Annotated in this window: 11 protein-coding genes; all 11 read left to right on the top strand. The window is 34.0% G+C overall.

Annotated elements, in window-relative coordinates:
- Positions 1 to 58 precede the first annotated feature (58 nt).
- Positions 59 to 418, top strand: a complete 360-nt coding sequence (locus ACXAFS_RS13880) for a hypothetical protein (protein ID WP_475307692.1) — start codon at positions 59 to 61, stop codon at positions 416 to 418.
- A gap of 17 nt (positions 419 to 435) precedes the next feature.
- The gene (locus ACXAFS_RS13875; RefSeq protein WP_475307691.1) at positions 436 to 696 is read left to right on the top strand and encodes a hypothetical protein; all 261 of its coding nucleotides are present in this window, start codon (positions 436 to 438) and stop codon (positions 694 to 696) included.
- Between the two features lie 208 nt (positions 697 to 904).
- Entirely contained in the window at positions 905 to 3115 is a 2211-nt protein-coding gene (locus ACXAFS_RS13870) for a RelA/SpoT family protein (protein WP_475307689.1), read from the top strand.
- A 105-nt stretch (positions 3116 to 3220) separates the two neighbouring features.
- A complete protein-coding gene (locus tag ACXAFS_RS13865) occupies positions 3221 to 3673 on the top strand; it encodes a Fur family transcriptional regulator (RefSeq protein WP_475307688.1) in 453 nt (150 codons plus the stop codon).
- Positions 3674 to 3686: 13 nt separating this feature from the next.
- Positions 3687 to 4967, top strand: a complete 1281-nt coding sequence (locus ACXAFS_RS13860) for an adenylosuccinate synthase (RefSeq protein WP_475307687.1) — start codon at positions 3687 to 3689, stop codon at positions 4965 to 4967.
- Between the two features lie 96 nt (positions 4968 to 5063).
- Positions 5064 to 6917, top strand: a complete 1854-nt coding sequence (locus ACXAFS_RS13855; RefSeq protein WP_475307685.1) for an OstA-like protein — start codon at positions 5064 to 5066, stop codon at positions 6915 to 6917.
- Positions 6918 to 8093, top strand: a complete 1176-nt coding sequence (locus ACXAFS_RS13850; RefSeq protein ID WP_475307684.1) for an aspartate aminotransferase family protein — start codon at positions 6918 to 6920, stop codon at positions 8091 to 8093.
- A 157-nt stretch (positions 8094 to 8250) separates the two neighbouring features.
- A complete protein-coding gene (locus ACXAFS_RS13845; RefSeq protein ID WP_475307682.1) occupies positions 8251 to 9657 on the top strand; it encodes a tetratricopeptide repeat protein in 1407 nt (468 codons plus the stop codon).
- A 37-nt stretch (positions 9658 to 9694) separates the two neighbouring features.
- On the top strand, positions 9695 to 10663 hold the full coding sequence (locus ACXAFS_RS13840; RefSeq protein ID WP_475307681.1) for a DUF368 domain-containing protein: 969 nt from the start codon (positions 9695 to 9697) through the stop codon (positions 10661 to 10663).
- Positions 10663 to 11682, top strand: a complete 1020-nt coding sequence (locus tag ACXAFS_RS13835) for a DUF368 domain-containing protein (protein ID WP_475307680.1) — start codon at positions 10663 to 10665, stop codon at positions 11680 to 11682. Before ACXAFS_RS13840 ends, ACXAFS_RS13835 begins: the two co-directional genes overlap by 1 nt.
- Complete coding sequence (locus ACXAFS_RS13830) at positions 11651 to 12406, top strand: shikimate dehydrogenase family protein (protein WP_475307678.1); 756 nt, start codon at positions 11651 to 11653, stop codon at positions 12404 to 12406. Before ACXAFS_RS13835 ends, ACXAFS_RS13830 begins: the two co-directional genes overlap by 32 nt.
- The last annotated feature ends 94 nt before the right edge of the window (positions 12407 to 12500 follow it).

Below are 12500 nucleotides of genomic sequence, written 5' to 3'. Positions count from 1 at the left end.
GTCTGACATAGACAATTAAAAAAGTCCATATCATGAAAGTTGTGCACGGGCTGAAAAAATGGATACCGCAAAAGACGAAAAATATTGGAAAGATTACACGGAATTTATTAATGAAGTGGAAAAGCTGACTGAATTAAGTCCAGCGGAATTACTATCGCGATATAAAATGCTGATTGAGGAATTGAAGGACGCTGACGAAGATTATTATTTGGAATGGCAATATGAATTAGACTATGATTTGTGGACAAGACAAAAAATTCAAAATGTCATTGACCACAAACAGATTTCAGAGAATGTTCTCTTAAATGATTTTAAGGAACAAATCGAGAAAATGGACTCGGAATTGAAAAAACATATTCTGAATTCTGACCAAACTGACTGGTGGAATAAGATTGAATTAAAATTTCAGCGTAAATAAAAGCTAGCAGTAAACAAATGAAATACTTTAAACGAAATTGGAATGAAACACGCGGAGACCAATATGACAGTTGGGGAAAATCAGTTTGGTTTTTCGAGACGGACAATAATGGAGAAGTTTTAAGACAAATTGAGGTTTATGATAATGGAAAAATCTTAAGATATGATAACCAAAATATTGAGGACGAATTTGGAGGTCTTGCCGACCAAAATCTTGATTTGAACGAATTTAATGAGTTTTCAATAGAAAAAGAAGAGTTTGAAAATAAATGGAAATAAAAGCATGCGTACAACAATATACAACAGCAATTACGGCGGATTCGACTGCGTCCGAATCCATCTAAAATTGCTAACGTCAGTGCCAAACCGAAAAATAGTAATTTAAAACCCCTAACTGACAGTTATACAAAACCGTTAACGAAAACACTAAAAATTTCCTTCAAAAAATCCATTGCTCAATTCATAGACTTTGTTTACTTTAGTTGCTATGACGGAAGTAGAAATTGAAAAAGAAAATGCAGCCATTGCACAAGCTTACAAAGAGTTACTCAGAGTAAGTTATCAGACCTTAAGCAAAGACGATAAAAAATTAATTCGTCATGCTTTTGAGGTCGCTCTAGATGCGCACAAAGATCAACGTCGCAAATCTGGTGAGGCTTATATTTTTCATCCTATTGCTGTTGCAAAAATTGTTGCCCAAGAGATAGGTTTAGACGCTACTTCTATAGCTGCTGCATTGCTTCATGATGTGGTTGAAGACAATCCTAATTATACTATTGCAGATATGGAGCGTCTTTTTGGCGAAACTGTTGCGCGTATTGTAGATGGTCTTACAAAAATATCTGTCCTCAATAAGGAAATGGATGTATCGCTACAGGCAGAGAATTTCCGTAAGATGTTGCTAACGCTTAATGAAGATGTACGTGTTATCATCATTAAAATTGCAGATCGTTTGCACAACATGCAAACGATGGACTCTATGCGTGCAGATAAGCAAGTAAAAATAGCATCAGAAACCTTATACATTTATGCTCCATTAGCACATAGAATTGGGCTTTATAATATTAAAACAGAACTTGAAGATTTAGGTTTAAAGTATACCGAGCCCGAAGTCTACAATGACATTTTAGAAAAAATGCAAGAAAGTAAGGAAGAACAAGATGCTTACATTAAAGCCTTTTCTAAAGTCATTGAAAAATCCTTAAATAAAGAAGGTCTTAACTACGAAATTAAAGGTCGACCAAAATCCATTTTCAGTATAAGACGGAAAATGGTAAAACAAGGTGTTTCGTTTGACGAGGTGTACGACAAGTTTGCAGTTAGAATTATTTACAAATCAGACTTTGAAAACGAAAAGTTTCTGGCATGGAAAATTTACTCTATCGTAACAGACCACTTTACACCAAACCCAATTCGTTTGCGCGATTGGATTTCGTCACCAAAATCTACAGGCTACGAAGCATTGCACATTACTGTTGTAGGACCTAAAAGCCGTTGGGTAGAAGTACAAATTCGTAGTGAGCGCATGAACGAGATTGCCGAAAAAGGCTACGCTGCACACTACAAATACAAAAATGCCAACGACAAAGAGGATAATTTAGATTTATGGATTAACAGACTTCAAGAAGCTTTAGAAAATAACGAAGCTAATGCGGTGGATTTTGTAGAGCAGTTTAAACTCAATTTATATTCAAAAGAAATCTTTGTGTTTTCACCCAAAGGTGACTTAAAATCTTTACCCAAAGGTGCTACTCCACTAGACTTTGCATTTAGTATTCATACAGAAGTTGGTATGAAAACTCGTGGTGCAAAAGTCAACGGAAAACTCGTACCGCTTAGTCACGAGCTACAAAGTGGTGATCGTGTAGAAATATTAACCTCAGATAATGCCAAACCAAACGCCAACTGGTTAGATTACGCAACCACTGCCAGAGCACGTAGCAAAATTAAATCGGCATTAAACGCACACACCAAAGAAATTGCGGAAGAAGGCAAGGAAATTCTTAGACGTAAGTTAAAGCAACTTAAAATTACACTCAATGAAAAAAGTGTGAATGAGTTGGTGAATTACTTTAAGCTAAAAACCTCTTTAGATTTATTTTATCGTGTGGGTATTGGCACTATAGACAACACCAAACTCAAAGCTTTTGCTTCATCAAGGAGCAACGCCTTTATGAGTTATATAAAGAGTAAAATCCGTAAGCCAGACGTACCTAATAAAGATATAGACAAGGAAGAGATTACCTCTAAGTATGATATGCTTGTTTTTGGTAAGGAGGAAGAGCGTCTAAACTATACGCTTGCCAATTGTTGCAACCCTATTCCTGGCGACAAAGTGTTCGGTTTTGTGACTATTAATGATGGCATTAAAGTTCATAAAAAGAACTGTCCAAATGCGGTGAGTTTACAGTCTAATTATGCTTACCGAATTATGTCTGCTAAGTGGATAGATTCCTCTCAACAGACCTACACATCGCATATTAAGTTATCTGGCATAGACAATCTTGGTTTGGTAAACGATATCACAAAACTTATTTCTGAAAACCTTCATGTAAACATGAAAAGTATAAGTTTTTCTAGTGATGATGGCATTTTTAATGGAGACATAACTGTTGAAGTAAAAAACCAAACCATGCTTAAAAACCTTATTGATAAGCTTAAAAAAATCAATGGTATTGATAAAGTAGTAAGGGTTTGATTTTAACGGATTAAAAAGTCTTGAAAACTTGTTCATTTCTTTCAACTTTAATCGTAAATTAAATCATCCTTATCCTATATTTTTACGTAAATTTGCACCTTAATTATGAATGCAACAACAGAAGAAAGTAATCAGGAAATTGTAAAACGTGTTTTTACACAATTCCTTGAAGATAAAGGTCATAGAAAAACACCTGAACGTTACGCTATACTTCAGGAAATCTACGATAGTGAGGAACATTTTGATATAGAATCTTTGTACATCAAAATGAAAAATAAAAACTATCGTGTGAGTAGAGCAACACTTTACAATACCATAGAATTACTTTTAGAATGTAGCCTTGTTAGAAAACATCAATTTGGTCAAAACCAAGCGCATTACGAAAAATCTTATTTTGATAAGCAACACGACCATGTTATTCTTACTGATACAGGAGAGGTTATAGAATTCTGCGATCCTCGTATTCAATCTATTAAAAAAACCATAGAAGAGGTTTTTGATATCGAAATAACTAATCACTCACTATATTTTTACGGCAACCGTAAAAAAGACGACTAACTAATTTTTTAAAATGGCAGTAGACTTACTACTTGGATTACAATGGGGAGATGAAGGCAAAGGAAAAATTGTCGATGTATTTACCTCTAAATACGATATTATTGCACGCTTTCAAGGTGGCCCAAACGCTGGTCATACTTTAGTTTTTAATGGCAGAAAGCATGTATTACATACTATACCTTCTGGTATTTTTCATGACAACACTGTAAACCTTGTTGGTAATGGTGTAGTTATAGATCCTGTGATTTTTAAAAAGGAATTAGACAAATTAGACGAACAAAATGTTGATTATAAAAAATCCCTCTGCATCTCGCGTAAGGCACATATCATTTTACCTACGCATCGCTTACTGGATGCTGCGAGCGAAGCTTCAAAAGGAAAAGCAAAAATAGGCTCTACACTTAAAGGTATTGGTCCAACTTACATGGACAAAACTGGTAGAAATGGTATTAGAGTTGGTGATATTGAGTTAGCCAACTGGAAAGATAAATATAGAGCTTTAGCAGATAAGCATGAAGCTATGATTGCTTTCTACGATGTAGATATACAGTATGATTTAAAAGAGCTTGAAGCAGATTTCTTTGAGGCCATTGAAACGCTTAAAACATTAAAGTTTATAGATTCTGAAGAGTATGTTCACCAAGCACAACAATCTGGTAAAACTATTTTGGCAGAAGGTGCTCAAGGATCGCTTTTAGATATAGATTTTGGTACATACCCATTTGTAACATCATCTAATACAACTGCTGCTGGTGCTTGTACAGGTTTAGGTGTTGCTCCAAGCCAAATAGGTGAAGTCTTTGGTATTTTTAAAGCATATACAACACGTGTTGGTTCTGGTCCTTTTCCAACGGAATTGTTTGATGAAGACGGAGAAACCATGGGTCGTGTTGGTCACGAATTCGGTGCTACAACGGGTCGTCCTAGACGTTGTGGTTGGTTAGATTTGGTCGCATTACGTTATGCTTGCCAAGTTAATGGAGTTACACAATTAATTATGATGAAAGGCGACGTACTTTCTGGTTTTAATAAATTAAAAGTATGTACAGCTTACAATTATAAAGGTGAAACCATCACGCACCTACCATACAACATTGAAGAAGAGAACGTATCACCAATTTATACAGAAGTAAAAGGCTGGTCCGAAGATTTAACTGGTATGACAGAAGCATCTCAATTACCAGACGCTTTTAATGCATATGTTGAGTTTTTAGAAAAAGAGCTTAACATTCCTATTACGATAGTATCTGTTGGTCCAGACCGTAAGCAGACCATCGTTAGGAAAACGGTATAATTTTTGAATTTTTAGATTCTGTTAAAAAAACTGTTAACCCATACTAAAGCTAATTGATTAGTGTTATTTTTTAAAAACCATATGGCTTTGAATAGTTTGAAGAATCTAATTTATATTATCATTCTTTGTGTTTCTGCATTAAGTTTTGCACAAGAAAAACAAAAAATCACCATAGAGTATGCTGGTATTGCAACGTCTGATCCTGAAATTGAAGATGGAGCTTTAGTGTTTCTACGAGATGAATCTCAGCAAGTACATTTTATTCATAAAGGAGTAAATATGTGGTGCGATAAAGCTGTATATTTTGAAGACCAAGACTACATAGAAGCATACAGCAACGTTAACATGAAACAAGGCGATTCGATTACTATGGTCGCCAAATACATAGATTATAGTGGTAAAACAGAGATTGCTGTTGCAAAAGGTGATGTAGTATTAACCGAACCGAATTCAGTTTTAACAACCGATAAATTATACTTCGACAGAACTCGGCAATTAGCATATTATAATACAAGTGGTAAAGTTGTAAGAGATTCTTCTGGTACTATTACAAGCCAGATCGGTCGTTACTATATGAATTCTAAAAAGTATCAGTTTACAAAAGATGTAGTACTAGTAAATCCTGATTATACTTTAAACACAGAGCGCCTCGATTTTTTTCCTGATAATGGCCATGCTTATTTGTTTGGCCCTTCAACAATTGTTGGCGAGGAAAGTAATATTTATACTGAGCGTGGTTTTTATGATACAAATGCCAATACTGGTTATTTTCAACGTAATGCAAAAATAGATTATGACAATCGCACCATAGAAGGAGATAGTATCTACTTTGACCGTGATCGTAGTTTTGCTTCTGCTACTAATAACATTACCGTTACAGATACAATTAATAATAGCATCGTAAAAGGCCATTATGCCGAAGTTTGGCGCGATAAAGATTCGGTTTTTATTACCAAACGTGCTTTAGCAATTACTGTACAAGAAAAAGATTCGGTGTATTTACATGCAGATACATTGATGGTAACTGGTAAAGAAGATCATCGCATCACAAGAGCTTATTACAATGCCAGACTTTATAAAAGCGATTTGGCAGGTAAGGCAGATTCTATACATGTAGACCACAAAACAGGATTAACTGAACTTATTAATCTTAGCAGATATAGTTCTACAGATGCTTTTGCTACAGCTCGAAAGCCTATACTATGGAATATTGGCAACCAAATGACAGGTGATACTATTCATCTAATTTCTAATACCGAAACTGAAAAACTAGACTCTCTAAAAGTATTCAATAATGCATTTTTGGTTAGTAAGGACACCATTAGTGAAGATGGCTACAATCAAATAAAAGGTCAGCGACTCATTGGTTTGTTTAGAGATAATGAATTATATAATGTAGATATCATTAAAAATGCCGAAACCATTAGGTACATGCGAAATGAAACCAATGAACTAATTGGTATTCAAAAATCAAAATCTGGTAGTATTAATATTCAAATTGTAGAACAAGCCATAGAAGAAGTGAGATTCATCAATCAAATTGATGGCAATATTTTCCCAGAACCTGATTTTCCTAGAAACGCAAGACGTCTAAGAGGTTTTGATTGGCGTGGTGAAGAACGCCCAGGATCTGTTGAGGATTTGTTTAAAGATGATCCACCTTTAGTATTACCTAAAATTTCTGGATTAGAGGATTATGTTCCACCTGAAGATTTTGTGGATGACAGCTTAGCGGAACGTGTTGAAGAAGCTGGTAAAGTTACACCAAACAAACCTAATAAGGCTGCACAAAATCTTCCAAAAAAGGAAGAAAAGAAAACTGATTCAAAAGAAAGCAAACCCCAAAAAGAACAAATTACAACACCACCAAAAGTGGATTGGACACCAAAAAATAAACCTACTGAGGTTTCTGAAAAAAAGAAAAAACTGAAAGCAAAAGGAGGACTATAATTGCTAAACGATTTTTTTAAATATCAAGCACAAACCACACCTCATCCTTTAGCTATGGAAATTAGCCATGCCAAAGGTTCGTATATTTTTGATAAAAACGGAAAATCCTATTTAGACTTTGTAGCTGGTGTTTCGGCTTGTTCCTTAGGTCATTCGCACCCTAAAGTAGTGAATGCTGTAAAAAAGCAACTAGACCAGTACTTACATGTAATGGTTTATGGAGAATATATTCAAGAACCAGCATTAGAACTTACTAAACTTATAGCAAAGCATCTTCCAGAACCTCTAGAAACCACATATCTTGTAAACTCTGGGACTGAAGCTATAGAAGGTAGTTTAAAACTTGCTAGACGCTTCACAAGCAGAACAGAAATTATTGCTGCTAAAAATTCGTATCATGGCAATACAATGGGTTCCTTAAGTCTTATGGATTATGAAGAACGTAAGGCACCTTTTTTACCGCTAATTCCAGATATAAAACATATAACATTCAATTCTGAAGCTAACCTAAAACAGATTACAAATAAAACAGCTGCCGTCATTTTAGAAACCATACAAGGTGGTGCTGGTTTTATTGAACCTGAAAACAATTATCTTAAAAAAGCACAACAACGTTGTAACGAGGTTGGTGCAGTTTTAATTTTAGATGAAATTCAGCCAGGAATTGGAAGAACAGGTAAACTATTTGGCTTTGAAAACTATAATTGTCAACCAGATATTGTTGTTACTGGTAAAGGTCTTGGTGGAGGTCTGCCTATTGGTGCATTTACGGCATCTAGAGATATGATGCTAACACTAAGCGATAATCCGAAACTAGGACACATAACTACCTTTGGAGGTAATCCTGTAATTGCAGCAGCAGCTTTAGCCACTTTAAAAGAAATAACAGAGTCAACTATTATTGAAGACACGCTCAAAAAAGAAAAATTAATAAGACAACACCTTAACCACAAACACATCAAAGAAATTAGAGGAAAAGGATTAATGTTAGCTGCAATGGTAGATAATTCAGAAATAACTAATGACGTTATCCTTAAAGCTAAAGAAGAAGGATTGATTTTATTTTGGTTACTTTTTGAACCAAAAGCCATAAGAATTACACCTCCACTTACTATTTCTAACGAAGAAATTATTAAAGGTTGTAAAATAATCACTTCAATATTAGACAGTATCTAATCCTTACTTTTTATTTTAATTTACTGATTTACAAACAATAACAAACTTTAATCAAAGTTTAAATCAATGTTAATTAATTTGTTAAAAACAAAAACGCAATTGACCTCTAACATTTGATGATAACTGTAATTTAGATTAGTGAATCTTAAAACCGCTTATGAATTATAGTCACGAAGACGAAAACTATCCGCTTACAAGATTTGAATCCATGTTAAAAACAAATGATATTTTGTTTTTCGATTCAAATGAATTTGAAAACATCATCCATCATTATCTCGAAAATGGAAAAATTGCTTTAGCAAAACGTGCCATTAAACTTGGATTAGAACAACACCCAACGTCTATCAATCTCAGACTATTTCAAGTAGAAATTTTAGTGATTGAAAATAAATTCAGTGAAGCAGATGAGATATTAGACATGCTACATGAGATAGAACCTAATAACGAAGAGATTTACATTCAAAAAGCCAATGTGCTTTCTAAACAAGACGAGCATGAAAAAGCGATTAATACACTTTTAATTGCCATAGATATATCTTCAACACCAGAGGACGATTCTGATTTGTATGCCCTTGTTGGTATGGAATATTTGTTCCTAGATCAGTTTGAAAATGCTGTGATTTACTTTAAAAAATGTTTGGAAAGCGACACTTCAGACTATTCTGCGTTGCATAATATAGTTTATTGTTATGATTTCCTTGATCAAAATCAAGAAGCTATAAGCTATCTCAATAACTTTTTAGATTCTAATCCTTATTGTGAAGTGGCTTGGCATCAGTTAGGACGTCAGTATTTCACCATAAAGGATTATGCAAAAGCTAATGCTGCTTTCGATTTCGCAATCATCTCTGATGATACTTTTGTAGGTGCTTATATTGAGAAAGGTAAAGTTTTAGAAAAACTAAAGCAATACGAAGAAGCTATAGAAAACTACAAAGTAACTTTAGCTCTTGATGAACCTACATCATTCGCTTTACTTAGAATTGGGTATTGTTATGAAAAACTTGGTCAAGATGATTTAGCTGTACAGTTTTTTAATAAAACTATTGAAGATGATGCCTTGTTAGATAAAGGCTGGATTGCTATTACCAAATTCTACATGAAGCGCTTAGACTACAATAAAGCGCTGAAGTTTATTAAAAAAGCTGTAAATATTGATGGTGAAAATGTATTGTACTGGAAGCTTTATGCCACCATCAACAAGCGACTAAATTTCTTGGAAGAAGCCGAAATAGGATATAAACGTACACTAGAACTTGGTAACTATGAACTAGACACGTGGTTAGATCGTTCCGATATTCTAATTGCTTTAGGAGAATACGATGCCTCTATTTATAACCTTATTCAAGCGGCAGAATTTTATCCTGAAAACCCTGAAATTGAGTACAGACTTGGTGGTTTATACTTTACAACACATCAAACTCAAGAAGGACGTTTTCACCTAAAAAATGCTCTGAGGCTAAATATAGATTATAGTTTCATTGTTTCAGAACTCTTTCCTATGCTTAACGATAGACCAATGATTAAAGCTATAATTTCGGAAGCAAAGAAGACTTCAGACTAAAAAAATCCATACCTTAGCACTTCTTATAAAAAAAGAAATGCAACGACGTTTTTTAGACTATCTTATTATCGCTTTTAAAGGTGTAGCCATGGGAGCTGCTGATGTTGTTCCAGGTGTTTCTGGTGGTACTATAGCCTTTATTTCTGGTATTTACGAAGAACTTATTGAAAGCATAGACAAAGTAAATCTTGGTGTTTTTAAAGTGTGGAAACAACAAGGTTTTAAAGTTGCTTGGAAATCTATCAATGGCTCTTTCCTTTTGGCATTATTTTCTGGAATAGCTATTAGTATTTTGTCTTTAGCAAAACTTATAAAATGGCTTTTACACAACGAGCCTGTTTTGTTGTGGTCTTTCTTTTTTGGGCTGGTCTTAGCAAGTATACTCTATATCGCAAAGCAAATAAAAGGTTGGTCGCCAAAAATAATCATTGCCATAATAGCAACTTCTGCCCTATCCTACTACATTACATTAGCAGAACCATTTGCGTCACCAGACAGTCCTTTTTATTTATTATTCTGTGGATTCATTGCCATCATTGCTATGATTTTACCAGGAGTTTCAGGTGCATTTATACTTTTAATTTTAGGTGCCTATCAAACTGCAATTGACACCATAAACAATTTACGAGATGGATTGGTTACAGGTAATATGGAATTATTTAAAGACGCCTTGTTAAAGTTTGTATTACTTGCTATTGGTGCAGTAGTTGGATTAAAAGTGTTTTCAAAAGCACTTAACTGGATGTTTAAACATCAAAAAAACCTAACACTTGCCATATTAACCGGTTTTATGATTGGCTCTCTCAACAAAATTTGGCCGTGGAAAAAAATCTTAAAAACCAGAATTAATTCCGAGGGAGAAGAAGTAACACTATTAGACCAAAGCATCTTACCGTCAGCTTATGAAGGAGATAACCAAATGATGTTAGCCGTTATATTTATTGTGGTTGGTTTTGTAGCTATTTTAATTTTAGAGCGTTTAGGAGATCAAAAGAATAAAATCTAATGCAAAGCACCAGAACTTTTAAGGATCGTATTTTTTTGGTCATAAAAGGGCTGGCAATGGGAGCTGCCAACAAAGTTCCTGGTGTATCTGGTGGTGTTGTAGCCTTTGTAGCCGGTTTTTACGAAGAGTTTATTTACTCGCTTCAGCGTGTTAATAAAACTGCTTTTAAGTTACTTTTCAATGGTCGTTTTAAAAGTTTTTATCAGTATATCAATGGTAAATTCCTAGGGCTTTTATTCTTAGGAATGGTGGTTAGTTATTTTAGTGTTTCTAAAATACTTGATTACCTCATTGTTAACTTTCAGCTTTATGTTTGGAGCGCATTTTTCGGGATGATACTAGGCTCTATCTATTACATCAGTAAAGACTTTAAAGCCTGGAACAGTAAAACAATTATAGCACTAATCCTTGGTGCAGTTGTTGGTATAAGTATTAGTTTTTTAGATCCTGCAAAAGAAAACGACAATCTATGGTTTGTATTTTTCTGTGGTATTATTAGCGTCTCTGGTATGACGCTTCCCGGATTTTCGGGCTCGTTTATATTAATTCTACTCGGAAATTATGTGCTTCTTCTAGTGGACTCTGTTAATGCACTTTATGATACTATTTCAGATATATTTACTGGTAATTTTGAGTTTATTAAAAATGAAGCTCGAATTAGAATGCTTAAAGTGCTTGGCATATTTACCTTAGGTTCTGTAACAGGTTTGGTGACCTTTTCGCATGTATTAAATTACATTTTACATCATTATAAAAATATTACACTGGCAACTATTGTTGGCTTTATTATTGGATCGCTTGGTGTGGTTTGGCCATGGAAAGAAACTGTCTACAAAACAAGCATGGATGGTAGTTATATTTTAGATTCTACTGGTAAACAAGTCATTGCAAATTACAAGCGTTTTTTCCCAGAAGCGACTACCGAAACTTATATTGCAATTGCGTATATTGGCTTAGGAATTCTCATTGTTTTGGGATTAGAATGGTATGGACAACGCACAAGACAAATCAAAGCTTAAATTCGGACTGGTAGGAAAAAACATTTCCTATTCATTTTCAAGAGGATATTTTGCAGACAAATTTTCAAACGAAGGTTTACCGCATACTTATGTGAATTTTGATTTAGAATCAATTGACGAACTAAAGGAGATAATTGAAAATACTTCAAACTTAAAAGGTCTTAACGTTACCATTCCTTACAAAGAAGAAGTGATTACGCTACTAGACAAATTGAATAAACGTGCCAAAAAGATAGGTGCAGTTAATACTATAAAAATAAAAAAAGGCAAATTAATTGGTTTTAACACCGATTATGATGGTTTCAAAAACTCATTAAAGCCACATTTAAAAAAATATCATAAAAATTCTTTAATTCTGGGTACAGGTGGAGCTTCTAAAGCTATTGCTCATGCCTTAAAGAAACTTGGCATTAAATATCATTATGTATCACGTACCAAAAAAGAAGGAGTTACCTATACCTATTCTGAATTGACTGAAGATATTATTGCTTCATTTCAAATCATTATAAACTGTACACCAATAGGTACTTTTCCCAATATAAATGAATGTCCTGATATTCCTTACAATGGTATTACAGACAAACATATTTTGTATGATCTTATCTATAATCCTGAAGAAACTAAGTTCCTTAATTGTGGGAAATTAAAAGGAGCTACAATTATTAATGGTTTAGAAATGCTAAAACTACAGGCCGAAAAATCTTGGCAAATCTGGAATAAGTAGTGATTAGTGATTAGTGATTAGTGATTAGTGATTAGTGATTAGTGATTAGTGATTAGTGATTAGTGATTAGTGATTAGTGATTAGTGATTAGTGA

It is taken from the genome of Winogradskyella sp. ABM4_392, assembly GCF_056160445.1.
The sequence above is the reverse complement of the archived record's forward strand: the minus strand, read 5'-3'. Positions and strand labels throughout refer to the sequence as shown.

Bases quoted from the DNA above. Each gene is read 5' to 3' on its own strand.
- ACXAFS_RS13880 (WP_475307692.1), top strand. From the start codon at position 59: ATGGATACCGCAAAAGACGAAAAATATTGGAAAGATTACACGGAATTT.
- ACXAFS_RS13875 (WP_475307691.1), top strand. From the start codon at position 436: ATGAAATACTTTAAACGAAATTGGAATGAAACACGCGGAGACCAATAT.
- ACXAFS_RS13870 (WP_475307689.1), top strand. From the start codon at position 905: ATGACGGAAGTAGAAATTGAAAAAGAAAATGCAGCCATTGCACAAGCT.
- ACXAFS_RS13865 (WP_475307688.1), top strand. From the start codon at position 3,221: ATGAATGCAACAACAGAAGAAAGTAATCAGGAAATTGTAAAACGTGTT.
- ACXAFS_RS13860 (WP_475307687.1), top strand. From the start codon at position 3,687: ATGGCAGTAGACTTACTACTTGGATTACAATGGGGAGATGAAGGCAAA.
- ACXAFS_RS13845 (WP_475307682.1), top strand. From the start codon at position 8,251: ATGAATTATAGTCACGAAGACGAAAACTATCCGCTTACAAGATTTGAA.
- ACXAFS_RS13840 (WP_475307681.1), top strand. From the start codon at position 9,695: ATGCAACGACGTTTTTTAGACTATCTTATTATCGCTTTTAAAGGTGTA.
- ACXAFS_RS13835 (WP_475307680.1), top strand. From the start codon at position 10,663: ATGCAAAGCACCAGAACTTTTAAGGATCGTATTTTTTTGGTCATAAAA.
- ACXAFS_RS13830 (WP_475307678.1), top strand. From the start codon at position 11,651: ATGGACAACGCACAAGACAAATCAAAGCTTAAATTCGGACTGGTAGGA.